This is a genomic window from Microcoleus sp. LEGE 07076 (assembly GCF_015207455.1).
Lineage (GTDB): Bacteria > Cyanobacteriota > Cyanobacteriia > Cyanobacteriales > Microcoleaceae > Microcoleus.
This window is the reverse complement of sequence record NZ_JADEWV010000089.1, coordinates 1-25,623: the sequence shown is the minus strand read 5'-3', so window position 1 is coordinate 25,623 and position 25,623 is coordinate 1. Positions and strand designations below refer to the sequence as shown.

The following is a 25,623-nucleotide window of genomic DNA, read 5'->3' as shown; positions in this document are numbered from 1 at the left end:
GGCTATAGAGCCCATCCCACAAGAACAATAAAAATGGTAAGTTATTAAATTTTCATTCCTAAGTTGCGGCGGGCGATCGGCAGTAAAATCGATCTACAGTAAAATCGATCGCCCATCTAGTAGGGACACGGCACTGCCTGTCTATACTGTTAACTGCGGCCGGCCGAGGAGCAAATGCCGATCGCTCCCAAAAAAGCTTTTCGCACTTCCCGATGAGATTTCTCAACGACGTTAGACCGAAAAGTCCAGTGTCCGCAGCCGGCGTGTTCCAGCAAAATTCTCTTTCAGTGCGGCAAAACTATTTGCCACAAGTTTAAAACGGAGGTTTTAATCAGCCTGCACTGGATTTCGTGCAAGTTGGTTTCCATGAGCTTGATTAGTCATTAGTCAGCAGTCATTAGTCATTGTTAATGGGGAAAAAGGTAATTGGTAATTGAATATCTATTCGGGACATATTACCCATTACCAATTACCAGACATTAGATTAACTTATCGCCAAGAGTTCAGGACAGCCGATAAAGCTTGAACCGCTCTCACCCACCCGACAATTTACGAATAACCAATAACCAATAACCAATAACTAATGACTAATTCTCACTTTCCTCAACAGAGAATTTACCAAGAGCTTGCTAGCATCATTTGCTGATAGCGCAGCGCTGAAATAGTGACCCTGAATTTCTTGACAGTGAAGTTCGCGCAAACAATCCAACTGCTCTTTAGTTTCTGCTCCTTCAGCTACCACGCTCAAATTCAAATCTCGCCCCAGCGTCGCTACAGCATTGGCGATCGCCCGTTCGCACGGATCGGTAGTCAGCCCGTTGACAAAGGATTTGTCAATTTTTAATATATTCAACGGAAACTTTTTGAGATAATTTAGAGAACAATAACCCGTACCGAAATCGTCCAGCGCAATCTGCACTCCCATATTCTGTAACTCCCTCAGAACTTTTGTGGTATAATCCACATCTTGCATAGCTGTACTTTCGGTAATTTCCAACTCTAAATACTGCGGTGCTAAACCTGTTTTTTCCAAGCAATTTGTCACCATTTTTACTAAATTAAATTGCTGGAACTGCCGAGCCGAAAAGTTGACTGCGATCCGCAAATCTGGTCGCAAAGCATCCTGCCAAGCTTTATTTTGAGTGCAGGCAGTTTCCAGTACCCATTCGCCAATAGGTACAATCAGCCCGTTCTCTTCGGCGATCGGAATAAATGTAGCGGGCGAAACTAAACCTAATTCTGGATGGTGCCACCGCAGCAGAGCTTCCATCCCCTGAATTTTCCAAGTAGTGATGTTGACTTTTGGCTGGTAAAAAACCTCAAATTCTCCCTGTTGTAGAGCATCGTGCAACCTGTTTTCTAGAGTCAACAACTGGCTGCCTTCGGGATTCATTGTTGAAGCATACAACTGATAGTTATTTCTTCCCATTTCTTTGGCGCGGTACAAGGCGGAATCGGCATTTTTGACTAAAGTTTCGGCATCTTCGCCGTCGTTGGGATAAACGGCAACGCCGATGCTGCTGCTGATGTGAAACGGTTGACCTTCTAGTTTAAATGCGGGCTTTAAATTGTCAAGAATCCTTTGAGCTGTTTTAACCGCATCTTCTAAGCAATTGATATCGGGAAGCAGTACGGTAAATTCGTCGCCTCCCCAGCGGGCTACCGTATCAGTCGATCGCAAACTGTCGCTGATGCGTCCGGCAAAACCTTCTAACAGGCGATCGCCCGCAGCGTGACCTAGTGTATCATTAATCTTTTTGAATCTGTCCAAGTCTAAAAACATCACAGCTAGCATTTTTTCGGTTTGTTTAATTTGTTTTAAGGAGGTCTGAAGCCTCTCGTTAAAAAGGGTTCGGTTCGGCAAACCAGTGAGTTGGTCGTAAACAGCTTGATAGCGAATAATTTCTTCAGCTTGCTTGCGCTGAGTGATATCCATCATCGTGCCGATCGCCCTTACTGCTTTGCCACTTTCATTGCGGATGATATATCCGCGATCGAGCACGAAAACATATCCCCCGTCTGCACGGCGAAAGCTGTATTCTTCCGACCAACATTGAGCGTCTGATATCATTGTTTGGTTAAAGCTTGACTTCACCCTTTCTCGTTCTTCTGGATGAATATTTAGCCACCATAATTCTAACTCTATCGTATGAGTTTCGTTAAGTTTGTAACCAAAAACTTTTTCAAACTCTTCGCTCAACCAATACTCATTGTTCAAAAAATTGAAATCCCATACTGCATCATTTGTTGCCCGAGTCAGCAGGTTAAAGCGTTCTTCGCTTTTGCGGAGTTTCTCTTCTGATTGCAAGCGTTCGGTGACATCTCGAAAGCTGAATACTCGACCAGTAATTTTGTCTCCGGTGTGCTGCGGTAGCGAGTAACGCTCGAAGATTCTGTCATCTTGAAACTCGATGATATCGTAACTTTCTGCCGCAGGGCGTAAGGACAATTCTTTGGCGCTGTTGATAAAAACTTGTGGGTATTTTAACTGGTTGATTCCGAACCCAAAAATTTGGTTGCTATCTCTCGAATTGAGCAGCAAATCTGGCAACTGCCACATTTTAGCAAACTTGCGGTTAAAGCTGACAACTTTTCCTTGGCTGTCAACCGCCAGAATGCCGTCAGCAGTAGATTCAATGGTTGCTTGAAGCAAAGAAAGAGATGTTTCTAATTCTAACTCTGCTAATTTGCGATAGCTGATGTCAAAGGCTGTGACTAATATTGACGCTTTTCTCTCAAATTTGATAATATCTACAGTTGCTTCTATCCAGCGTGTTTTTCCGGTTTTAGTGATAATTTTCAATTCATATTGTGAGCCTGCAGTTTCTCCGCGGGGGCTGACTTTACCCCATTTTTTAACTATTTGTCGAAAATCAGGATCGATTAAATCGTATAAATCCAAGCCTAGCAATTCTTCGCGACTATATCCAGTCAAAGCTTCTGTCTGAGAATTGACATAGCGCAACTGTCGGCGCTGATAGATCAATGCAGCAGCATTAACAGTTTCTATCAGTTGGCGAAACTTTTTTTCACTACGCCGCATATCTCTTTCAGCCCGCTTGCGATCGGTAATGTCTTGTGCTACATACAACTTGCCGCTGACCTCGCCTTTGCAGTCCCGAATAGTTGAAATAGAAAGCAGCACAATTATTCTTTTTCCGTGCTTGGAAAAATAGACTTTTTCGACGTTGCGGACAGAACCTTCGACTGTCAAAAAATCTAATTCTAACCCGGTTGACGGTGATTCATTTTTCTTAAAAAGTCCAGCTATTGGTTTGCTTAACAACTCTTTTTTAGAGTATCCTAAAAGTTGACAGGTAGCTTTGTTTAACGACAAGATATGACCGCGCGGGGTAGTCGCAATTATCGAGACGCTCATTTCTTCGCAAATATCTAGGGCATATTCGGCAGTTTGCTGCAAATTTTGGGTCATTTTGGCAATAGTGTCCCGGATATCCTGTTCTTTTTTTTGAGGTAACACTTTGTATGCTTCTGTTAGCTTGTCCTTACCTGTTTCAGGCTTGCTTTTGATTAAGCCGATCGCCTTAAATAACATACTTACCGTATTCGTCCTGATTAATAAGGACATTATTACGAACAGAAAAGCCAGATAATAATCGATTTTTTTTAAACTAAAAGTAGGCTCTTTTTGAGGATTTTGCTCATACTGTATAAAATTGTTGCTTTGTGGATTTACAGGTGCTATTTTGAAGAAATTATTTCCAAAAAAGTCGGCGCTTGCAGAAGTAGCGCCAGATGCCGATCGCAAATAGCTAATTTTGTAAGGCGGTATCAAACTTGCTTCTACAGAGCGATTGCCACCTCCATGCCCTACACTTCCCGGCAATATTTTTGGATTAATCTGAGAACTTGCACCATTCTCAATAAGCTTTTTATGAACAGGCAAGATGCCTGTTCCACAAGAAAGTTGATCTTTTGTGGAACGGGCATCTTGCCCGTTCTTGAAAATGGTGCAAGATGTGAGATTAATGCAACATTCGACACCAAGCACAGCAGCAAGCAAGTATTGCAACATTAATTTACAAGTGATTTTCATGAGACCTAGTTCCTAAGTTTAAACATATGCTTTACCACCGTCAAAAATATGAAAAAGGCGATCGTAACTTCAGGTGCAATAGAAAAATATATCCGATCTTGATTTATGTTGATTTGATAAAGTACATCTATGCAAAAAATATTTTTTACTAACTAATTATAATTATAATCATAATTTAAAATGTGTCATTGGCCATTTTGCCAAAAATTATCCGCCATTATGCTTAGACAACGACTTGAGGGCGCTAAAATTAGATAATTGTGTCCGAAAAGCGAGTGAGATTTGTTAGAAAAATAAACAATTAGCTTAAAATCGATACAGAGATCCACTAATTGAACCAATGAGTCAGACAATCCCAGAACTCCAAACAGAAGTGCGCGCGCTGCAAGCAGAAGTTACCACCATGCAAGAGTCGCGGGACAAACTTCGCTCCCAGCGCTCAGAGTGCCGAGTGACAGTCAGTTTTCCCAAGAATAATACTCCTGAAGCCATTGCCGAGTTTCACCAGCAAAATGCTGCCTTTGGGGAGCAGTGGTTGCAGCAAATTCAGGAGATTGACCGAGAAACTCAAATTATTGAAAAGCAATTGCAACAAAAAGAGGCTGTACTCAATTACAAACAAGGCGAACTAGACAAATTGCTAGCCGGAAAGCACTGGCAAGAAGTAGAAAACCACGTTCACAGCGGGGAAAAGCTCTTGCAAGCACAAGCTCGCAGAATCAATCAAGCAGCAGCACAGCTAGAAGCAGAAATCCAAGCTTTAAAAGCACTGTACGACAAACTCAATCCCAGCTATTCCGAGTGGTTTCAACAACCAACTGAAATTGTTGATTTCTTGGCAAAAACTATTCCTTACGCTTGGCCTGGGAGCAATAGTTTGATTTTGGGAAACAAGGAGATAGATTTGGATAAAAAGTAGTTTTTATCTGTGAAATATTAAATGGTAAATGAGTATGCTTGACTGTCGCCATTGAATTGCTGAAACTGATGAAACAATTGATTTGGATAGGACTATTTATTTTAGTCGCGGTGGCGGCTGTAGGTTGGGGTTCTGACTCGTTGCAGCAGTTTTCTGGTGTTCCGCAGGTTTCGATCGTCCGCGCTACCGACAGTTCCCAAAATCCGTCTCCCTCGCCGCTGACTGTTGAAAAAAATGCTGTCGGCGCACCCCAAATTGACTCATCTCGGTTGTGGAAACACGTCGAAAATCTAGCAGGAGAGCGCGATGGAGAAAGAGATCGCACTTTCACGAGAAACTACATTTCCCAACAACTAAATAATTTAGGATTTTCCCCTGAGTTGCAGCCGTTCGATCGCGGAATCAACGTTTTTAGCGAGAGAAAAGGTACTGATTCCAACGCCGGGGCAATTTTAGTCGCAGCACACTACGATACTGTACCACAATCTCCCGGTGCTGACGACAATGCGACGGGAGTTGCAGTAGTTTTAGAAGTAGCAAGATTACTGGGTTCTCGTCCCACTCCTCGGACATTGCAAGTAGCATTTTTCGACAGAGAAGAAATCGGACTTTTAGGCAGTTTAGCCTTCGCAGGTAGCGCGGCGCGATTAAAAAATTTGCAGGGAGTGGTAGTTTTGGATATGGTAGGTTATGCCTGTCGCACACCGGGGTGTCAGCGATATCCCGAAGGATTGACAGTGCAACCTTTTCTCGAAGCATCGGGGGTAACATCTGCTGATAAAGGGGAGTTTGTCGCTGTGGTTGGAGATGCCGAACACCCGCTGCTGTTGAAAACTTTTGCGGAGTCGAGAAACGCCGATTTGCCGCCAGTGGTGGCGCTGCCGGTTCCTCTGAAAGGGTTGCTAACTCCTGATGTTTTACGCAGTGACCACGCGCCTTTCTGGTATAAGGGAATTGGTGCTGTGTTGGTGACGGATACTGCAAATTTGCGATCGCCCCACTACCACCAATCTACTGATACACTAGCAACTATCGATCGACCTTTTTTCGCCGGTTCTGCTCAAATTGTTGTCAATGCCGCAGCTAAATTATTGGAAATTCGATAATTGATAATCGGTAATTCTACTCGTTACCAGGCTCTGCCTGGTAACGCATATCCGGAGGCTCTGCCTCAAATTTTCCCACGCCAAGCAAGCGAGGCAGAGCCTCTGGAAATCGGTTCCTAGGCTCTGCCTAGGAACCAGCTAAATAACTAATAACTAATAAGTAATAACTAATAACAAATGACTAACAAAGAAAGCCTGCAACGGCATTTACTGCAACTAGACAATCGAGGCTACAAAGCTTACAAAGAAATTCAAGACAGCTATAAATTTGATGAATTTACATTGATTATTGATTGGGTGCAGGCAGATCCGTTTGCTTCTCCAAGTAAATTTAGAGTCAAAGTTCCGCCAAACATTGCTCGAATTCCCTGCGAACTTTTCCAATCTCGCAGTCGAGAAATAGCCCTGCGAGATTACCTAACCCGCCAGTTTGACAAAGCTGCACGCAACAGCAGCAGCAAGCGCGGCACTGGCAAAAGCGGTTTGATTGCAGTGACTCGGTTCGGACAAGAAGTTTTAGAACGAACTTCCGCATTTATCATTTCCTCAACTGCATCAACTATCGGAGATTTAGGAGGAGTTGAAATGCGATTTTCGGTCGGACTCCCGGCCGGCGGACGCAGTATTTTAGGGCGACAAGCTGCTGAAATGCTGTGCGAAGATATCCCGCGAATTGTCAGCTTATCTCTGAAATATTCTAGCTTAAATGCTGCGGAATGTCGCCGTCACGTTGAAACTGTAGAAGATGCTGACTGGCTGCGGCAGCAGTTAGCTGAAAAACAATTAGTTGCGTTTGTTGCTGATGGTTCTATTTTGCCCCGCTGCAGCGGTGTTGACAATCGCCCTTTGTTAAATGATGCTGTGGCTTTTGTGTCGCCGCCGTCGTTAAAAGTTGAGTTTAATTGTCCGAATCGTGGTTTAATTTCCGGTATGGGTATTCCTGCTGGCATTACTTTGATTGTTGGGGGCGGCTATCACGGCAAATCAACTTTACTCAGGGCGATTGAGTTGGGAGTTTACAACCGAATTCCGGGAGATGGTAGGGAATTTGTGGTGACTAATCCGGGCGCGGTTAAAATTAGGGCGGAAGATGGCAGAAGTGTTGCAGGAGTAAATATTTCGCCTTTTATTAATCGGTTGCCACAAGGTAGAGATACTGTACAATTTTATACGGAAAATGCGAGCGGTAGCACGTCGCAAGCTGCTAATATTATTGAGGCTTTGGAGGTGGGGAGAATGCCTGTTTTATTGGTGGATGAGGATACGGCGGCGACAAATTTTATGATTCGCGATCGCCGAATGCAAGAACTGATCGCTAAGGATAAGGAACCGATTACGCCTTTTATCGATAAAGTCAAACAGTTGGATGCAGATTGTGGCGTATCGACTATTTTAGTTATGGGGGGAAGCGGCGATTATTTTGATGTGGCGGATACTGTGATTTCAATGGATAATTTTTCAGCATATAACGTGACGGAACAGGCTAAAGAAATTGCTGAAAAATACTCTGCCAGCCGCGCTGCTGAAGGGGGAAAAAGTTTTGGTGAGATTACTCAAAGAGTGCCGGTTCCTGCTAGTTTAGACCCGAGTCGGGGACGGCGAGATGTGCGGGTGAAGGTGCGGAATGTTGATGAATTGGCTTTCGGAACTGAGGAGATCGATCTCGGCGCCCTCGAGCAAATTGCCGACAGCGGACAGTTAAGGGCGATCGCTGCGGCAATGGTTTGTGCTAAGCAGCAATACATGGACGGGAAACGTACTTTGTCGGAAATCATAGATTTGGTGATGGCAGATATTGAGGCGGAGGGGATGGATATTTTATCTTCTTTTCCGGAAGGGGATTTTGCGATGTTTCGACGTTTTGAATTAGCGGCGGCAATTAATCGGCTTCGCAGTTTGTCGGTTGTTGCCAAAAGGTGATAAGAGTTAAGAGGGCGGGCACGGGAGCACCGCCCCTACCAACTAACTAATAACAAATAACCAATAACCAATAACCAATAACAAATAACAAATAACAAATAACTACCACCTTTTGATATGCTGAAAAAGTGAGTGCAAAAACTGCAATTTAAATATGATAGGTAATATAGGACAACCGACTGCTTTAAGCGATCGACCTTATTTAGTGTTAAGCAGTCAAGGGCAAGTTTTACAGTTGGAGTTAAAACAGCTGCAGCACGTATTGGGGCGCGATCGCACTCGTGCAGATTTAATTCTTCCCGACCCCTGGCGCGCCGTTTCCGGCGTTCATGCTGTTTTGCGCCAAATTGGGAATAATTACTGGATTTACGACGGTGACGGCCAGCGGCCGAGCACTAACGGCTTATTTGTCGATCGCACTCGCATCACTCCCAATGACGGTTATTGTCTCAAAAACGGCACAGAAGTTAAAATCGGTCTCGATCCTCAAAATCAAGTTTTGCTGACTTATTTTAATCCGACTGCGAATCAAATTGCCGTGCCCAGAAAGCAGTCAATTTCTCTTAAGAATCGGTCGGTTTTGTTGGGTCGCGATCCAAACGCTTCGCTGCAATTAGATGCGCCGCTGGTTTCTCGCCGCCACGCGACAATTGACCAAGACAGCCGCGGCAATTATATTTTGCGAGACCACAGCGTTAATGGGGTTTTTGTTAACAGTCAGCGAGTTACAAATTCTGTACAGTTGTCCGAGGGAGATGCAATTCGGATCGGGCCCTTTACTCTCACTTACCGCAGCGGTGAGTTAGAAATGCAAGACTCGGGTCATCAAATTCGTTTGGATGCTGACTCTCTGGTGATTCCGAAGCGTTTGGAAAGCATCACTTTGGCGATCGAACCGGGGCAGTTTGTGGGTTTAGTCGGCGGTAGCGGCGCTGGAAAATCTACTTTAATGCGGACGCTTTTAGGCATAGAAAAAACTACTGAAGGCGTTGTATTTCTCAACGGCGACAACCTGCGCCAAAACTTCAATATTTACCGCAATCAAATTGGTTACGTGCCTCAAGATGACATTGTACACTTCGATTTGACAGTAGAAGAAGTTTTGAGTTATGCAGCAAAATTGCGCTTACCTCCCGATACAGATGTCAAGCAAGTAGTCGCAAAAACTTTAGAAGATATTGAAATGTCTCACCGCCGCACTGCTTTGGTAAAAAAACTTAGCGGCGGACAGCGGAAGCGGGTTAGTATCGGAGTCGAACTGTTAGCAGATCCGAAACTTTTCTTTTTAGACGAACCGACTTCAGGACTCGATCCGGGTTTGGACAAGAAGATGATGCAACTGCTGCGAAAGTTGGCAAATCAAGGCCGGACGGTGATTCTGGTGACTCACGCGACAGCAAATATCACGATGTGCGATCGAATTGCTTTTATGGGTGTCCCCGGATACCTCTGTTACTTCGGCCCGCCCCAGGAAGCGATCGATTTTTTTGATATGAAAACGGGCGATTTTGCCGACATTTACAACGAATTAGCAGATAAAAGTAATGTTCCGAGGTGGGCGGAAACTTTCAAAAATTCTGAATATTATCAGCGCTATATTGTCAACCACTTCAGTACCGGCAACGCAGGAAAAAAACAAGCGCCTCCCCAGCCAAACTCCGTATCTTCGATCGAACAACTTTTTCTGCTCTCCCAGCGTTATTTTCAGCTAATTTCCCGCGACTTTGTTAACTTAAGTTTAGCTCTTTTAACGGCTCCGATAGGGATTAGTTTGCTGCGGCTGGCAGTCAGGGATAAAGACCCCTTAATTGGAACCCCGGAGGCCACTTTAGCACCTTTAGCGATGCGAGTTTTGTTTGTATTTACCTGCGCGGCTATCTGGGTGGGACTGGCAACTTCTTTGCAAGAAATCGTCAAAGAAGCAGCTATTTATTTGCGCGAACGTTTGGTGAACTTAGGATTGTTTGCTTATTTAGGTTCAAAAATTTTCATCCTTTCAGGTTTAGCAGTATTGCAAGCGCTGTTAATGGTAGCAGTTATTCTAATTGCTTTTAAATCACCAGAACCCAGTTTAATTTCCTGGCCTGTGGGAGCATTTGTTACCACTTTTCTCACTTTGATGAGCTGCATAAGTCTCGGATTAGTTGTTTCAGCCATCGTTAAAAATGGCTCTCAAGCTAACAGCGCTTTGCCTCTAATATTACTGCCTCAGATTATATTTTCGGGAGTTTTGTTTAAGATGGAAGGTGTGGCGAGCAAATTTTCTTGGTTGATGTTAAGCCGCTGGTCTGTGGGTGCTTACGGCTCTTTAGTTAATGTGAATGGGATGGTTCCCGCACCTACTCAATTGCCGGACGGAAGCACGCTTCCTCAGCCCTTTGAGCCTACTCCTGTTTACGATCCGACATGGGATAATTTGAGTTTAAATTGGGGGATGTTGTGCGTGCATATTGTCGTTTATTTGATGTTGACTCTGTGGTTGCAGAAGCGGAAAGATATTTTATGAATTATTGGCTGATGAAGTCGGAACCGGATGTTTACAGTATTGCGGATTTGAAGTCAGATAATATTTCGCTTTGGGACGGCGTTCGCAACTATCAAGCTCGCAATTTTATGCGGCAAATGAGTGTGGGAGATTTAGTATTTTTTTACCATTCTAATACTAAAATACCGGGAATTGTCGGGTTGGTGCGCGTTGTGGAAACGGGGATTGCCGATCCGACTCAGTTTGATTTAAATAGCGAATATTATGATGCTAAATCGCAGCTTGATGCTGCTCGCTGGCAAACTGTGAGAGTTGAGTTTGTTGAGGAATTTGCTAAATTAATATCTTTGGATGAACTGAAAGCAAAGTTTACTGCTGATCAGATTTTGGTTGTGAGGAAAGGTAATCGCTTGTCGGTGATGCCGATATCTGAAGGTGAAGCCCAGAAGATTTTGAAGATGAGGTAGCAGAAAGGTGTTGATATTTGTCACAGGCAAGATGCTTGTGCCACTAATATTTTTCATAGGCAAGTGTTGATATTTGTCACAGGCAAGATGCCTGTGCCACAAAAATGCTTGTGGGGTGGGCATCTTGCCCGCCCCCAATCTTTGTCACAGGCAAGATGCCTGTGCCACAAAATGCTTGTGGGGGTGGACTTCTAGCCTGCCCCCAATCTTGGCAATTTCCTCAGATTCAATACCCTAAAGGCCTGCCGCACAAACGGCGGCTCCAATTAACCCTACATTGTCGTTCAAAACCAATCGAACCGGGATCATTTCTAATAGTGAATCCATCCGGCCTTTGTGGGTAAAAGCTCGCATAAAACTGCCTTCTAGAATTAGCGGCAAAATCTTTGCAGCGATGCCACCTGCTACGTACAAACCGCCGTAGGGTAAAAGTGAAACAGCCATATTTCCGGCTACAGCACCGTAAGCTTCTACAAACATTTGCATTGTTTGTTCCGAAAGCCGATCGCACTTTTTGAGTGCCGCCTGAGCAATTGTCGCCCCCGGATCGACAGTCTTCTCACGTTTACCAATTTCTGACTCCCATTGAGCGATCGCTTCTCCTACCTCCGCTGATTCGGGAGCAAACTTTCTGTCCCGCAAAAACTGGTAAATTGAAACAATTCCCTGGCCGGAAACTACACGCTCGATCGATATTCTGGGAATGTCATGTTTTGCTAACAAATATTTCAGCAATTCAAACTCCAACTCCGATCGAGGAGCAAAGTCACCGTGTCCCCCTTCGGAAGAAAAAACCCTGATGCCATTTGCTTCGGGAATTGCAAAACAATTTCCCAAACCAGTACCCGCACCAATCACAGCAATTGGATCGTTTTTGCCTGGTTTTCCGGCTTGCAAAACGTGCAAATCTTTAGCTTCCAAACCGCACACACCATAACCAACCGCCACAAAATCATTGATTAAACTGACGCGGGATATTCCTAATTCTTGTTCCAGACGCTTTGCTTCCAGAACCCAAGGCAAATTAGTCAGTTTTGCGGTGTTGTTGACTACCGGGCCTGCGATCGCAAAACAAGCTTTTTCTGGCTGCGGTACAGAATCCAGTTTGGCAGCAGCTTCCGTCAAAAACTTTCGTACAATCGGCACTAAATCGGGAAATTCTCCGCTCGGATAGCGAAACTCGTAAAGAGCGTTCATTTCACCCTTAGCAGTCCTTTCCACCAAGCGCAAAATCGTCTTAGTGCCGCCAATATCGCCCGCTAACAATAATGTCATAAACCTCCAATTCAACCAAATATCGCATTCCCTATTTAACCACCCAAAGTATTAATTGCCAACCAAGCCCGCAGCACCTCAGCCACAGTCCAAGCTTGAGCAGTGCAGCCCCGTGGCGAGTGGGGGGCGTCAGCATCAAAAATTTCGCCGAGACTGCCAACGCCGCCGCTCATTATATGATGTGCCATCGGTTCGAGGAATTCGCGAGCTTGTGCTGGGTTTTTGTATACGTGCAAGTGAGCCAAGACAAATGGGCCAATCAGCCAGCCCCAAACTGTGCCTTGGTGGTAGGCGCTGTCGCGCTGCAATTGGTCGCCTCCGTAGGTTGGGCGGTAATGCGGGTGCTGCGGTGAGAGGCTCCGCAGGCCGTGGGAAGTCAAAAGGCTCTGGGCGCAGGCGTCCACGGCGCCGCGGCGCTGGAGGGGCGTGAGTAGCGGTGTATAACGGGTTTTCTGGCGCATCCCCCCTGCGGGCGAGGTGGCGGAACCCGCAGGAATTGAGTCTAGGGGCAGGGATACGGCGAATATTTGGTTGGGCCGCAGCGAGCTGTCGTTGCCGTCGGGGCCGTCTAGAACGTCGTAGCAGTAACCGGTTGAGTCGTTCCAGAAGCGGGTGAATCCGGCGGCGCTGCGATCGCCCAACTGCTGATATTCATGGTGAGGCTTGCCCAATTTTCGAGCAAAACTTGCCATAGCTTGTATAGCATTGTACCAAAGCGCGCTGAGTTCGATCGGCTTGCCAATCCGGGGAGTAACCACCCAATCGCCAATTTTCGCATCCATCCAAGTCAGTTGCAGCCCGGTTTCGCCCGCGTAGACTAAACCGTCATCGGGATCGACGCGGATGTTATACCGAGTTCCCTTGACGTGCCAATCAACAATCTCACATAACGCAGGCCAGAGTTCGCTCAAAAGTTCGTCGTCCCCCGTGGCATCGATATAAGCGCGAATTGCCTCAAAGTACCACAGCGTCGCGTCTGCGGTGTTGTATTCCGGTGCCCCGCCCCCATCCGGGAAGCGGTTCGGCAGCATTCCCCGATCGACATACCGCGCAAAAGTCCGCAAAATCGATCGCGCAATGTCCCACCGCCCCGTACAGATTGTGAGGCCGGGCAGGGCGATCGTCGTATCGCGCCCCCAGTCGCTGAACCAGGGATATCCGGCGATAATCGTTTTGCCTTCGGGTTCCTCCGGTAGCGGGCGGCTGACGATAAATTGGTCGGCTGCTAGCACTAAGTGCTCGATCCAGTCGGGAGATTCCCTCGCTTGCGGGCAGTTTTGCAGCAGTTGCCGATCGCCCGCGCGGCGCAATTCTAAAGCTGTACCGCCGTTGAGTTCGGGATTTTTATCAGTGCTGGCGATCAATGTCACAGAGCTTCCCGGTGCCAGCGCCAAGTGAAAAGTCGCCGCGTGCAAGTGATCTTCGCAGTAGTCCAACCCGCGCCGCTTTTCGGCTGCCAGGTCAAATCCGTAGTACCAATTGTATAAATGCGCCGAGACTCGAAATTTAGCCTCATGTTCGGCATCTGTCAGCAGATAAAGTGGCGCGGCTCCGTCAAAAGCAGTCACGCAAACCCCCCGCGTCAAGGTTTCTAGCCTCAACTGCCAGTCGCCCGCGCTTGTCGTGCCGTGGTAGTCGCGGTAGTTGACTAAGGCTTTAACAGCCAGGGAAACTGGCTTTGAACCGCGGCGGCTGCGGTATTGAATATACGTTGTGTTAGCACCTTGCTCCATCCAAATCCGCTTTTCGATGATAGCGTCGGCGAGCGCAAACCTCCAAACAGGCATCGTCCCTTCGAGGTGGAAGCTTTCGATGAAGTTGTAGCCGTGGGGTTCGATCGTACTGTCGGCCCAGCGGTTTGTATAAAGCGGATAAGCGCGATCGTCATACACAGCCGTCTCGTCCAGCTTGGCGAGCATCAAAGTGCGTGCCAGCGGGGGTTTGAGGGCGGCTACCAGCAGTCCGTGATAGCGGCGGGTGAGGAGATTGGCGATCGTCCCGCTAGCGTAACCGCCGATCCCGTTTGTCACCAACCACTCGCGAGACTCCGCCGAGTCGAGATTGCAGCAAATTTCCCGTCCAAAAGCAATCACCATATTTTTACACTCGACCTAATTTGGCATCTATCTTTAGGTATACTTTCTACAATTCTCAACAAGAAATATTAACTCTTGCAAGCTGTTAATTGGGCGATCGCACTCTTGAATATTCATGCTTTAATAGAAACACAACCAACCGCTACATTTTCCCAGTCAAGATTCTCGCCTTTAATGGCTCTGTCTAAAGTTAGTTGTTTGTTATTTTCAGCCATACTACCCTCTAAACAGATTCCCAACATTCAGGTCAAAGCATTTGATAGCGCCCAAACGGCGATCGCACAACCCACCTATTTTATAAGAAGAACAACTCAAAATGCAAATAGGAGCAAATTACCTCGGCAACAACCAATGTGAATTTACCGTGTGGGCCCCCACCATCAAACAAATAGCCCTCCAAATTGTTTCCCCAAAAAAACGCCTGATACCCATGCAACAATCCGCAGAAGGTTACTGGCAAACCACAGCGACAGACATCCCACCAGGAACCCTTTACACTTACAAACTCGAAGAAAAAACCGACCTACCAGACCCAGCCTCAAAATATCAACCCCAAGGAGTCCACGCCCCCTCCCAAGTAATAGATGGAAACGCCTTTACTTGGACAGACACAAACTGGCAAGGCATACCCCTAGCCGACACAATAATTTACGAACTCCACGTCGGCACATTCACCCAAGCCGGAACCTTTGCAGCAATAATTCCCCAACTAAAACAACTTAAAGAACTCGGAATCAACGCCATCGAAATCATGCCAGTCGCCCAATTTCCCGGCGACAGAAACTGGGGATACGACGGCGTATATCCCTACGCCGTCCAAAACTCCTACGGCGGCCCCGAAGGATTCAAAAAACTGATCAACGCCTGCCACGAACACGGCATTTCAGTAATTCTTGATGTTGTTTACAACCACCTAGGCCCCGAAGGAAACTATTTCCCCGAATTCGGCCCCTACTTCACATCAAAATACCGATCGATTTGGGGAGAAGCCCTCAACTTCGACGACGCGTACAGCGACAAAGTGCGGAACTACTTTATTGAAAACGCCCTCTACTGGTTTCGAGACTATCACATCGACGGTCTGAGACTAGACGCAATTCAAGCAATATTTGAAGTCAGTGCCCGACCTTTTTTACAAGAACTCTCAGATGCCACAGCCGAAATTTCTCAAGAAGTGGGAAGAAAACTTTATTTAATAGCAGAAAGTGACTTAAACGATGCCCGCACCATACGTTCCAAAGAACTCGGAGGTTTCGGGATTGACACCCAGTGGTGCGACGATTTCCACCACGCACTCCACGCCTTGCTTACCGGAGAAAACGACCGATATTACCAAGACTTCGGCAAATGCGAACACTTAGAAAAAGCCTTCAAAGAAAGCTTTGTTTACTCAGGCCAGTACGCCCCCCACAGAAAGCGAAAACACGGCAATTCAGTCAAAGATGAACCGGGCAATAAATTTGTAGTCTTTGCCCAAACCCACGACCAAATCGGCAACCGCATTTTGGGAGACAGACTCTCACAAATAGTTGAATTTGAAGCATTGAAACTCGCAGCAGGCACAGTTTTAATCTCTCCCTACATTCCTTTCTTGTTTATGGGAGAAGAATACGGAGAAACAGCACCGTTTTTGTACTTTGTTTCCCACTCAGACCCTAACTTAATAGAATCTATCCGCAAAGACAAACAACAAGAATTTAAAATGTTTGAAGGTAGAGGCGAATTTCAAGACCCCCAGAGTCCAGAAAGTTTCCAAAAATGCAAATTAAACTGGGAAAAACAAACAGAAGGAAAACACAAAGTCCTCTGGGAATGGCACCAACACTTGATTCAACTGCGGCGGACAATTCCCGCCCTGAAAAAACTCGACAAAAACCGTCTAGAAGTTTGCAGCATAGAATCCGAAAAAATCTTATTTCTACGTCGCTGGACAGATGACAGCCAGATATACTGCATTCTAAACTTCAAAAAACAAGAGGTCGCTTGTGCCGCAGCACTTCCCCAAGGCAATTGGAATAAAATTTTAGACTCTGCTGGTGTAAAATGGATGGGTTCGGGTTCTAGCTTGCCTGAAAAGATCAGTTCAGAGCAAGAATTGACCGTCAAACCGCAGAGTTTCGCACTCTACGAATTAATACAGAAATCGTAACTTGGGTTGGGCAGCCGCTCAACGAAATTTATTATTTCTGTATTAGAACAGTGCTAACACGCCCGTAGAGTGTCTCACATTCAGCCCCCTGATCCACCTAAAATAACTATTTTTAATGAGAACAGTCATAACACGCCCGTAGGGTGCGTCAGTCGCGAAAATCATTGACTTGGCGGCCGTCACATTCAGCCCGCTGGCGCACCTAGAATAACTGATTTCCAATCGAAAAACTTCAATGCCCCAATCGAAAATGGCATAAGTCGTGTTTAAGCAAAAAACCCGAGCAACTAATTAATTAGGAGTAAAATTAACAGTGATGAGAATTCCCACAGCAACTTATCGGATTCAATTTCATGGAGGTTTTCAATTTAAAGCCGCCAAACAAATTCTCAGCTATTTGGAAGAATTAGGAATTACCGATGTTTACGCTTCACCGATATTTAAAGCCAGACAAGGCAGCAGTCACGGATACGATGTCGTTGACTCAAATCAGCTCAATCCCGAGTTGGGTACCTCAGAAGATTTTGAATCTCTCACCTACGAAATCAAGAAACAGAACATGGGATGGCTGCAAGATATTGTCCCCAACCACATGGCATACGACACTCAAAACTTGTTGCTGTTAGATGTATTGGAACACGGGCCAGATTCTGACTATTTCGATTACTTCGATATTGAATGGAATCACGCTTACGAACATCTCAGGGGTCGAGTGTTGGCTCCGCTGCTGGGAAATTTTTATGGAGAGTGTCTGGAAAATGGCGAGATTCAAATCAAATACAGCGAAATCGGGCTTACTATCAATTACTACGGTTTAAAATTGCCCGTAAAAATTGAATCCTATGCTAAGTTTATCAGTCATAACTTGGGGCATTTAGGCAGGGAATTAGGCAGGCGGCATCCTGATTTTATCAAATTCTTGGGAATTCTTTATTTGATCAAAAATACGTCTTCAGAAGCTAAAGGTAAAGCCCGGTACGATCAGATTGCTTTTGTCAAAGGATTGCTGTGGGAACTCTACAATCAAAATCCCGTTGTGCAGGAATTTATCGATGAAAATATCAATGTTTTCAACGGAGAAAAGGGAAATTCCGAAAGTTTTAATCTGCTGGACGATTTGCTTTCCGATCAGTTTTACCGTCTGTCTTTCTGGAAAGTGGGGGCTGAAGAAATTAACTATCGCAGGTTTTTTACAGTCAACGAACTGATGTCGGTAAAGGTTGAAGAGATTAAAGTTTTTCACAAAAATCATGCTCTGATATTCGACATGGTTGAACAGGGAAAGTTTACCGGATTGAGAATCGATCACATTGACGGACTTTACGATCCGACTGAATATTTGAAACGGCTGCGGGAGAGAGTCGGAGAAACTTACATTACTGTTGAAAAAATTCTGGAACACGAAGAAGATTTGCCGTCATATTGGCCGATAGAGGGGACGAGCGGCTACGACTTTTTGAATTATATAAACGGCGTTTTTTGTCGGTGCGATCGCGAACAGCAATTGAGCGAAATATATCAGAGATTTACTCGCTTGAATGTTCCCTACGAACAGTTGTTTTTAGACAAAAAAGGGTTGATTGTTGAGAAAAATTTGGCGGGAGATGTAGACAATCTGGCTCAGCTTTTGAAGAATATTTCCGGTCAATCGAGACAGGGAAACGATTTTACTCGTCCGGGTTTGGAAAAAGCGCTGTCAGCAGTTTTGACGATTTTTCCGGTGTACCGAACTTACATAAATCAAGAGGGTTTGCGAGAGTCCGATCGCACTTACGTAAAATATGCGATCGCCCATGCGAAAGAACAAGCACCGCGACTCCTCAAAGAACTTAAATTTATCGAAACGGTGCTGTTGCTAGAAGAAGAAGAACACCTAACAGTCGAACAAAAAGAGCAGCGACGGCACTTTGTCATGAAACTCCAGCAGTTGACAGGGCCCTTGATGGCAAAAGGGGTTGAAGACACGCTTTTATACGTCTACTATCGGCTTTTATCCCTCAACGAAGTGGGCGGAAACCCCAGTCAGTTCGGTGTTTCGCTGGCAGATTTTCACGAGTTCAACAAACAGCAGCAAGCAGCTTGGCCGCACAAAATGAATGCTACAGCTACCCACGATACCAAACGGGGCGAAGATGTGCGAGCCAGAATTAACGTTTTGTCAGAAATTCCAGAGGAATGGGAACAGCAAGTCAGGTCGTGGAGAGAGCTAAACTCTTCTAAGAAACTCAATTTTGTGAATCGAATGGTTCCCGATACTAACGATGAATACTTCTTGTACCAAACTATGCTCGGCAGTTTTCCGTTTGAGGGAATTGAAAACACTGATTATGTCGATCGCCTCAAAGATTATGCGATCAAAGCTGTCCGCGAAGCCAAAGTTTACACGGCTTGGCTGAGACCTGACAATGACTACGAAACAGGTTTTCTAGCCTTTATCGATAGCGTTCTCGAACTTTCGGAAAAAAATCAATTCCTGAAAAATTTTCTACCTTTCTGGAAAAAAGTAGCTGATTACGGAATTTTCAACTCTTTATCTCAAACCCTGCTCAAAATCACCGCCCCGGGCGTTCCAGACATTTATCAAGGCACAGAATTCTGGGATTTAAGCCACGTCGATCCAGATAACCGCCGTCCCGTTGATTTTGACCGCAGAATCGAAGTTTTGCGGTCAATTAAACAGCAAGCTAAGACTGATATTTTGCAACTGGTGGAAGATTTGATGGCGACGCGGGAAGATGCGAGAATCAAGCTGTTTTTGACGACAAGAGTGCTAGAAGCGAGAAAAAAATACTTGGAAGTGTTTCAATCAGGCGACTATCAATCCTTGCAAGTAGTTGGCACGTTTAAGGACAATGTGGTTGCCTTTGCGCGAAGTTTTGGAGATACTACAGTAGTGGCGATCGCTCCTCGGTTTTTGACAGGAGTTGTCAAACCACAAGAAATGCCGATCGGCAGACAAGTCTGGAAAGATACTAATCTAGTATTGTCCGAGCAAATGCCGTCTGTTTGGAAAGATGCCATTACCGACCAGCCAGTAGAAAGTAACGGTATGCTGGCAGTTGGTGAAGCTCTCGGTTACTTTCCCGTCGCTCTGCTGATTAGTCAATAGTCAGTAGTCAATAGTCAACCTAGCAAATTGGTTCGCGCGTGCGGACTGCGAACCGTTTTTGTGATTAATCGACCGGACGTGGTATCAGTCGTCGAAGACGAACTGGTTTTTTATAGCGGCAGGTATAAACCTACCGCTGCGCTTTTTGGCTTAAAATAAGAGTAATGAAAAAATCTGTGTAGCGGGAGGAATAGCAAAATGCGATCGCTCGTTAAAACCGAAACCATGCGCGGCTGGGACTTTTTGCTAGATATGATGTTAGATCCGCCAGAACCTTCTAAAGGTTTAATTGCATTAATCAAAAAATGTAGGAGTTCTCAAGAGTAAAGCATTGTGAATTGGATTGTCTCTTCTATAGAGTCCAGAGAACCGAGTCCCAGCAGTTTGTGAAAAGACTCTTTTGACTCGGGAAATACTGAATTATACCGATATCTGAAACAGTATGCTCTAAAAAACGATAGAAAAGGTGTTTCTAGAACTTTTCCCGAAGGCGCCCAACCAAATTTATACACATAAGACGGCAAATACAACACAAAATATACGGTTTGCCACAATGCCACTAGCGATCGCACCCCCTACATTAGGAAGAGTAAAGAAAAGCAGTCAACAACTGTAGCGGTGCAAGCCTCACGGATGCAACCGTCCCCCAACAGGTTCGGTAAATACCCCTTCATCGCAAGGTCTACCGCCCGCAGTATAGAGATCAGCACCCTATCGAAGACTGTATTAAAGCAGGACTCACTACGGGTAAACCGCCAGGTGAAATCGCAGTCCTGAATAACCAGACTATCGCACAGATAGAAAACCAAAATTTTGTAGAGATTGGAGCCGGAACACCCCTATGGGAAAAGTAGTTGGAATTGACTTAGGTACGACAAACTCCTGCGTCGCAGTTATGGAAGGCGGCAAACCCACCGTCATCGCCAACGCCGAAGGGGGGCGCACCACACCTTCGGTAGTAGCATTTGCCAAAAATGGCGACCAGCTTGTCGGACAAATCGCCAAGCGCCAAGCCGTGATGAACCCGGAAAACACATTTTACTCAGTAAAACGGTTTATCGGACGCAGAATTGACGAAGTAACCCACGAAACTACCGAAGTTTCCTACAAGGTACTCAACGTCGGCGGTAACGTCAAACTCGACAGTCCCGCCCGCAGCAAACAATTTGCTCCCGAAGAAATTTCCGCGCAAGTTTTGCGTAAACTCGTAGAAGACGCTAGCAAATACCTCGGAGAAACTGTTACCCAAGCAGTGATTACCGTTCCCGCTTACTTCAACGATTCCCAGCGCCAAGCTACCAAAGACGCTGGCAAAATTGCCGGAATTGAAGTGCTGCGGATTATTAACGAACCTACAGCCGCAGCTTTAGCTTACGGACTAGATAAAAAAAGCAACGAAACCATCCTTGTATTTGACTTGGGCGGCGGTACTTTCGACGTATCGATTCTCGAAGTCGGCGACGGCGTATTTGAAGTGCTCGCAACCAGCGGAGACACTCACCTCGGCGGTGACGACTTCGACAAAAAAATCGTCGATTTCATTGCTAACGAATTCCAAAAAGCCGAAGGAATTGACCTCCGCAAAGACAAACAAGCACTGCAACGCCTGACGGAAGCAGCCGAAAAAGCCAAGATTGAACTGTCTAGCGTTACTCAAGCAGAAATCAACTTGCCGTTTATTACCGCGACTCAAGACGGGCCAAAACACTTGGACACGACTTTGACTCGGGGCAAGTTTGAAGAGCTGTGCTCGGATTTGATCGATCGCTCTCGCATTCCCGTAGAAAACGCGATTCGCGACGCCAAATTAGACAAATCTGCAATTAATGAAGTTGTCTTGGTCGGCGGTTCTACGCGCATTCCAGCAGTGCAAGAACTCGTCAAAAAAATCCTGGGCAAAGACCCCAACCAAACAGTAAACCCGGACGAAGTGGTTGCAGTCGGCGCAGCAATTCAAGCCGGCGTCCTCTCCGGCGAAGTCAAAGACATCTTGTTGCTCGACGTTACCCCGCTGTCTCTCGGTGTCGAAACCTTGGGCGGCGTGATGACCAAAATCATTCCCCGCAACACCACTATTCCTACCAAGAAGTCGGAAACTTTCTCGACTGCTGTAGACGGCCAAACAAACGTAGAAATTCACGTTTTGCAAGGCGAACGGGAAATGTCAGTTGACAACAAAGGTTTGGGAACTTTCCGCTTAGATGGAGTTCCGCCTGCACCCCGCGGTGTACCGCAAATCGAAGTTACTTTCGATATCGATGCTAACGGTATTTTGAATGTAGCTGCCAAAGATAAAGGTACCGGGAAAGAACAATCGATTAGCATTACCGGTGCTTCTACACTGCCCAGTAATGAAGTCGAGAAGATGGTGAAAGAAGCCGAAGCAAATGCTTCTGCTGACAAAGAACGCCGCGAACGGATCGATCGCAAAAACCAAGCCGATTCTTTGGCCTATCAAATCGAGAAGCAGTTGGCAGAATTGGGCGATAAAGTTCCCGATGCTGACAAGACTAAAGTTGAAGGGTTGATTAAAGACTTGCGCGAGGCGATCGCCAAAGAAGACGACTCCGCCATCAATACACTGACAACCGAGTTGCAGCAAGCGTTCTACGCTATCAGCAGCAACCTGTACCAGCAAGCAGAGGGTTCCGGTGGCGGCCCGACCGGCGGCCCGACCGGCGGCCCTACTGACGGCGGTGACGACGTCATCGATGCCGACTTTACCGAAGGCAACAAATAGCAGGCTAAACTAACAGCCCGCAGCTAGCTAGAAGCAAGAAACCCGGTTTTGAATATAAACCGGGTTTCTCTGTATGATGAAAGATAATTTGGCGATTGAAATCGCTTCTACAAAAACGAAGTCCGCCTACGCGGACTAAGAAATACAGTCAGGAGTAATCTAAATGTCTCGTCCTCCTCTACAAAATTCATCCACAAATACTCCCAATCAATCTCAGGCTGCTTCCTTGCGCCGCCTCCGCCGCATCAGTCATTTACTAGATAATGCAATTCCGATTCCCGGCACAAAATACCGGATTGGACTCGATCCGATATTGGGACTTATCCCTGGTGGAGGCGATTTAGTCGGCTCAATTTTTGCAGGTTATGTTGTCTTTAAATCCGCTCAAATGGGAGTGCCGCAAGAGACTTTAGTCAAGATGGCGGCTAACATTGTATTGGATACAGTTGCTGGCACTGTACCGGTGGCTGGAGACTTATTAGATGTTGCTTGGAAAGCTAATGTCAAGAATCTAGAATTGCTGGACGCTCATTTAGGTTCGCCTGAAACTGTTGGGAAAAAAGCTGATTGGTTGTTTGTGGCGGCGTTGCTGTTGGGTTTGATGTTGATTGTTGGCGGTGTAATTTTCTTGAGCGTGATGCTTTTTGGATGGTTGTTTCAAGTATTTACTGGGCGTTGATTTGGGATTTTAGACCCAATTTTTCCGATCGAGCGATCGCCCTCTCCCGATCTTAAAATAATATACCTTTAGACTATTGACAAAGCTGATTAAACGTGTGTCTAGCTTGGTAATTTATCTCAAATGAGGTATTTACCCCATCGCCCTTGAGTCAGCTATGATCTAATTTAGACTGTAATATCAAAGTGATATAAATGCTTGAATTATCAGCCCTGGGGCTGCTACAGCGGGAACCCCTGCACGGCTATCGGCTAAAGCAACAACTGGAGCTGTTTATGAGCAGTTGCATCAGTGTCAACTACGGAGCAATTTACCCGCTGCTGAAGCGCTTGGAAGAGCGAGGTCATATTTCGGTAATTGCCGAAGAAGCCGGAGATGCGGGCTGTCCGCGCAAAATCTACGGAATTACACCGTCAGGGCGCGAACTCTGGCGACACAAAATGCTCGAACACCCTCAAGAAAGCTGGGTTAACAGCGGTTCCCGCTTCCAGATCAAGTTTTTCTTTTTTGAGGACTTAGAACCCGCAGAACGGCTGAAATTGTTGGAACACCGCTTGCGAGTCTGTTACATCCGGCAAGATTACATCGAAAGCCTCAAGAACGAATATCCGCTAACCGACAACTATCAATTCGCCGCTCGCGATCGCTGCAACTGTGTGCTGGCATCAGAAATACAGTGGTTGAGCGAGCAACTAGCCCAAGAGCAAGGCTTCGCAAAGATCGCAGATTTCGCCAAAGTCTAGATAAGTTTGGATTTTGTACAAAAAAATATAAGTGGTGCTGCAAATGAGTTATTCTAAATCGCCAGAATCCGTTGTTGAAGAGCCAAAGCAAAAATCTACTGCCCCACCGGAACTGCAACCAACTGATGGAGACAGCGATCGAGCAGCAGATTTTCCCGCCGTTGCCGAGATCCCCCGCCCCGCTAAACCCCGCTCGCGCTGGCTGTTAATTGCCGCGCTCGCGATCGTCACAGGCGGAGGTTTCGGCTGGTACCTGTGGCGATCGAGTCACAATCCCCCGGCGCAACAAGCAGCAGCAGGTCAACCCAAAGGCATACCAGTCAAAATCGCCACCGTAGAATCCAGCTCAGTCCAAGATACCTCGGAATTTGTCAGCAGCTTAGAAGCAAAACGCTCTGTAGCAATCAAACCGCAAGTAGAAGGACTAGTCACAGAGATTTTTGTCAAATCTGGAGACTCGATCGACAAAGGACAAGCCATCGCCCGGATGAAAAACGACAGCGCCCAAGCTGACTTGAGACAATCCCAAGCCAACCTGATCCGCGCTGAGTCCCGATACGCCGAACTGCAAGCAGGCTCAAGACCAGAAGAAATCGCCCAAGCACAAGCCCAAGTCGCCCAAGCAATCGCCAACTTAGCTCAACTGCGATCGGGCTCTCGGCCCGAAGAAATAGGTCAAGCCCAAGCCCGCGTTAGCCAAGCCGAAGCCGATCTCGCCGATGCCCAAACAGGCAGCCTCCTAGAAGACATCGCCCAAGCAAAAGCCCAAATTGAAGCAAACACGGCCGAAGCAAAGCTAGCTAGCCAGCAACTTGCGAGATATCAAGTATTAGCCAAAGAAGGCGCAGCATCCGCAAACACCCTCCAAGAATACATCCAAAAAGAAAGTACCGCCAAAGCCAACCTCCGAGAAGCTCAAAGGCGATTAGAACAACGGCAAAAAAACAGACAAGCTGAGATCGATCGGCGCACAGCAGCCTTGCAACAGCAGCAGCAAGCTTTGCGACAATCACAAAACGGTTCGCGCCCGGAGGAAATAGCCAAAGCCGAAGCAGAAGTCGCACAAGCCAAAGCCAAATTAGCCGAGTTAGCCAACGGCACCCGCCCAGAACAGCTCGATCAAGCCCGAGCTCAAGTTGCCGAAGCCGCCGCTCAAGTGCGCGGTTTTGAGGTACAACTACAAGAAACTGCTGTCATCGCGCCCTTCGCCGGAGTCATCGGCGACATACCTGTGAAAGTCGGCGACTACTTGAACAAAGGTGATGCGATCGCCACCTTAACTGAGAACCAACTGCTAGACTTGCGGTTATCCATTCCTTTGCAACGGATGTCGCAATTAAGGTTGGGTTTGCCTGTAGAAATGCTCGACGATCGAGAAAATGCGATCGCCAAAGGCCAAATCAGTTTTATCTCCCCCAACGTCAGCGCCAACTCCCAAACAATTTTAGCTAAAGCCACCTTTCCCAACCCAGGCGGCGAACTGCTCAATCTCCAATTTGTCAAAGCCAGAGTCATCTGGGACCAAAAGCCAGGAATTTTAGTTCCAGTCACAGCAGTCACTCGCTTAGGAGGGCAAACATTTGTCTTTACAGCTCAAAAGCCAGAACAGCCAAAACCTGGAATGCCACCTTTAATAGCACGACAAAAACCCGTGAAATTGGGAACCATTGACGGGAATAATTATCAAGTTACCGAAGGTTTGAAAGCAGGAGAAAAAGTCATTGTAGCAGGCATTCTCAACTTGACTGACGGTGTTCCGGTGATGGCTCAAGAAGAAGGGAAAAAAGCTGGAGAAAAATTACCACTAGAAAGCAAAAAATAAGGTACATAGTTGCGCTTCAGCGCTCTTAGGAACGTGAATTAAATAATTTATACAAG

16 protein-coding genes are annotated in these 25,623 nt (G+C 46.3%); 12 read left to right on the top strand and 4 right to left on the bottom strand.

Annotated elements, in window-relative coordinates; all coding sequences use genetic code 11:
- Positions 1-149: 149 nt before the first annotated feature.
- Positions 150-275, bottom strand: a complete 126-nt coding sequence (locus IQ270_RS31935) for a hypothetical protein (RefSeq protein ID WP_255532439.1) — start codon at positions 273-275, stop codon at positions 150-152.
- Between the two features lie 305 nt (positions 276-580).
- A complete protein-coding gene (locus IQ270_RS16040) occupies positions 581-4,057 on the bottom strand; it encodes an EAL domain-containing protein (RefSeq protein ID WP_228056422.1) in 3,477 nt (1,158 codons plus the stop codon).
- A 340-nt stretch (positions 4,058-4,397) separates the two neighbouring features.
- On the opposite strand from IQ270_RS16040, the gene IQ270_RS16035 reads away from it, so the two are divergent.
- The 5 genes from IQ270_RS16035 to IQ270_RS16015 all read left to right on the top strand — a co-directional run bounded on the left by IQ270_RS16035 (position 4,398) and on the right by IQ270_RS16015 (position 10,954).
- Positions 4,398-4,976 (top strand): hypothetical protein, encoded by a 579-nt coding sequence (locus IQ270_RS16035; RefSeq protein ID WP_193974161.1) that lies wholly within the window; start codon positions 4,398-4,400, stop codon positions 4,974-4,976.
- Positions 4,977-5,014: 38 nt separating this feature from the next.
- A complete protein-coding gene (locus tag IQ270_RS16030) occupies positions 5,015-6,082 on the top strand; it encodes a M20/M25/M40 family metallo-hydrolase (protein WP_228056421.1) in 1,068 nt (355 codons plus the stop codon).
- Between the two features lie 177 nt (positions 6,083-6,259).
- Positions 6,260-8,002, top strand: coding sequence for an ABC-ATPase domain-containing protein (locus IQ270_RS16025; RefSeq protein WP_193974160.1), 1,743 nt, complete (start codon positions 6,260-6,262; stop codon positions 8,000-8,002).
- A gap of 154 nt (positions 8,003-8,156) precedes the next feature.
- A complete protein-coding gene (locus IQ270_RS16020; RefSeq protein ID WP_193974159.1) occupies positions 8,157-10,508 on the top strand; it encodes an FHA domain-containing protein in 2,352 nt (783 codons plus the stop codon).
- Positions 10,505-10,954, top strand: a complete 450-nt coding sequence (locus tag IQ270_RS16015; protein WP_193974158.1) for an EVE domain-containing protein — start codon at positions 10,505-10,507, stop codon at positions 10,952-10,954. The genes IQ270_RS16020 and IQ270_RS16015 overlap by 4 nt, the downstream gene beginning before the upstream one ends.
- A gap of 234 nt (positions 10,955-11,188) precedes the next feature.
- On the opposite strand, the gene IQ270_RS16010 is transcribed toward IQ270_RS16015, so the two are convergent.
- Complete coding sequence (locus IQ270_RS16010) at positions 11,189-12,229, bottom strand: glucokinase (protein ID WP_193974157.1); 1,041 nt, start codon at positions 12,227-12,229, stop codon at positions 11,189-11,191.
- A gap of 35 nt (positions 12,230-12,264) precedes the next feature.
- Positions 12,265-14,325 (bottom strand): amylo-alpha-1,6-glucosidase, encoded by a 2,061-nt coding sequence (locus tag IQ270_RS16005; RefSeq protein ID WP_193974156.1) that lies wholly within the window; start codon positions 14,323-14,325, stop codon positions 12,265-12,267.
- A gap of 316 nt (positions 14,326-14,641) precedes the next feature.
- Between IQ270_RS16005 and treZ the strand changes: the two genes are divergently transcribed.
- The 7 genes from treZ (at position 14,642) to IQ270_RS15975 (ending at position 25,567) form a co-directional block, all read left to right on the top strand.
- Entirely contained in the window at positions 14,642-16,474 is a 1,833-nt protein-coding gene (treZ, locus tag IQ270_RS16000) for a malto-oligosyltrehalose trehalohydrolase (RefSeq protein ID WP_193974155.1), read from the top strand.
- Between the two features lie 316 nt (positions 16,475-16,790).
- Positions 16,791-19,583 (top strand): malto-oligosyltrehalose synthase, encoded by a 2,793-nt coding sequence (treY, locus tag IQ270_RS15995; RefSeq protein WP_193974162.1) that lies wholly within the window; start codon positions 16,791-16,793, stop codon positions 19,581-19,583.
- A gap of 198 nt (positions 19,584-19,781) precedes the next feature.
- The gene (locus IQ270_RS31930; protein ID WP_255532436.1) at positions 19,782-19,910 is read left to right on the top strand and encodes a hypothetical protein; all 129 of its coding nucleotides are present in this window, start codon (positions 19,782-19,784) and stop codon (positions 19,908-19,910) included.
- Between the two features lie 514 nt (positions 19,911-20,424).
- Entirely contained in the window at positions 20,425-22,323 is a 1,899-nt protein-coding gene (dnaK, locus tag IQ270_RS15990; RefSeq protein ID WP_193974154.1) for a molecular chaperone DnaK, read from the top strand.
- A 163-nt stretch (positions 22,324-22,486) separates the two neighbouring features.
- Complete coding sequence (locus IQ270_RS15985; protein WP_193974153.1) at positions 22,487-23,002, top strand: DUF4112 domain-containing protein; 516 nt, start codon at positions 22,487-22,489, stop codon at positions 23,000-23,002.
- Between the two features lie 194 nt (positions 23,003-23,196).
- Positions 23,197-23,745 carry a PadR family transcriptional regulator gene (locus IQ270_RS15980; protein WP_193974152.1) on the top strand — a complete coding sequence of 183 codons (549 nt, stop codon included), beginning with the start codon at positions 23,197-23,199 and terminating at the stop codon, positions 23,743-23,745.
- A 43-nt stretch (positions 23,746-23,788) separates the two neighbouring features.
- Positions 23,789-25,567, top strand: a complete 1,779-nt coding sequence (locus IQ270_RS15975; RefSeq protein ID WP_193974151.1) for an efflux RND transporter periplasmic adaptor subunit — start codon at positions 23,789-23,791, stop codon at positions 25,565-25,567.
- Positions 25,568-25,623 lie beyond the last annotated feature (56 nt).

Bases quoted from the DNA above. Each gene is read 5' to 3' on its own strand.
- IQ270_RS16040 (WP_228056422.1), bottom strand. From the start codon at position 4,057: ATGAAAATCACTTGTAAATTAATGTTGCAATACTTGCTTGCTGCTGTG.
- IQ270_RS16035 (WP_193974161.1), top strand. From the start codon at position 4,398: ATGAGTCAGACAATCCCAGAACTCCAAACAGAAGTGCGCGCGCTGCAA.
- IQ270_RS16025 (WP_193974160.1), top strand. From the start codon at position 6,260: ATGACTAACAAAGAAAGCCTGCAACGGCATTTACTGCAACTAGACAAT.
- IQ270_RS16020 (WP_193974159.1), top strand. From the start codon at position 8,157: ATGATAGGTAATATAGGACAACCGACTGCTTTAAGCGATCGACCTTAT.
- IQ270_RS16015 (WP_193974158.1), top strand. From the start codon at position 10,505: ATGAATTATTGGCTGATGAAGTCGGAACCGGATGTTTACAGTATTGCG.
- IQ270_RS16010 (WP_193974157.1), bottom strand. From the start codon at position 12,229: ATGACATTATTGTTAGCGGGCGATATTGGCGGCACTAAGACGATTTTG.
- IQ270_RS16005 (WP_193974156.1), bottom strand. From the start codon at position 14,325: ATGGTGATTGCTTTTGGACGGGAAATTTGCTGCAATCTCGACTCGGCG.
- treZ (WP_193974155.1), top strand. From the start codon at position 14,642: ATGCAAATAGGAGCAAATTACCTCGGCAACAACCAATGTGAATTTACC.
- treY (WP_193974162.1), top strand. From the start codon at position 16,791: ATGAGAATTCCCACAGCAACTTATCGGATTCAATTTCATGGAGGTTTT.
- IQ270_RS31930 (WP_255532436.1), top strand. From the start codon at position 19,782: ATGCGATCGCTCGTTAAAACCGAAACCATGCGCGGCTGGGACTTTTTG.
- dnaK (WP_193974154.1), top strand. From the start codon at position 20,425: ATGGGAAAAGTAGTTGGAATTGACTTAGGTACGACAAACTCCTGCGTC.
- IQ270_RS15985 (WP_193974153.1), top strand. From the start codon at position 22,487: ATGTCTCGTCCTCCTCTACAAAATTCATCCACAAATACTCCCAATCAA.
- IQ270_RS15980 (WP_193974152.1), top strand. From the start codon at position 23,197: ATGCTTGAATTATCAGCCCTGGGGCTGCTACAGCGGGAACCCCTGCAC.
- IQ270_RS15975 (WP_193974151.1), top strand. From the start codon at position 23,789: ATGAGTTATTCTAAATCGCCAGAATCCGTTGTTGAAGAGCCAAAGCAA.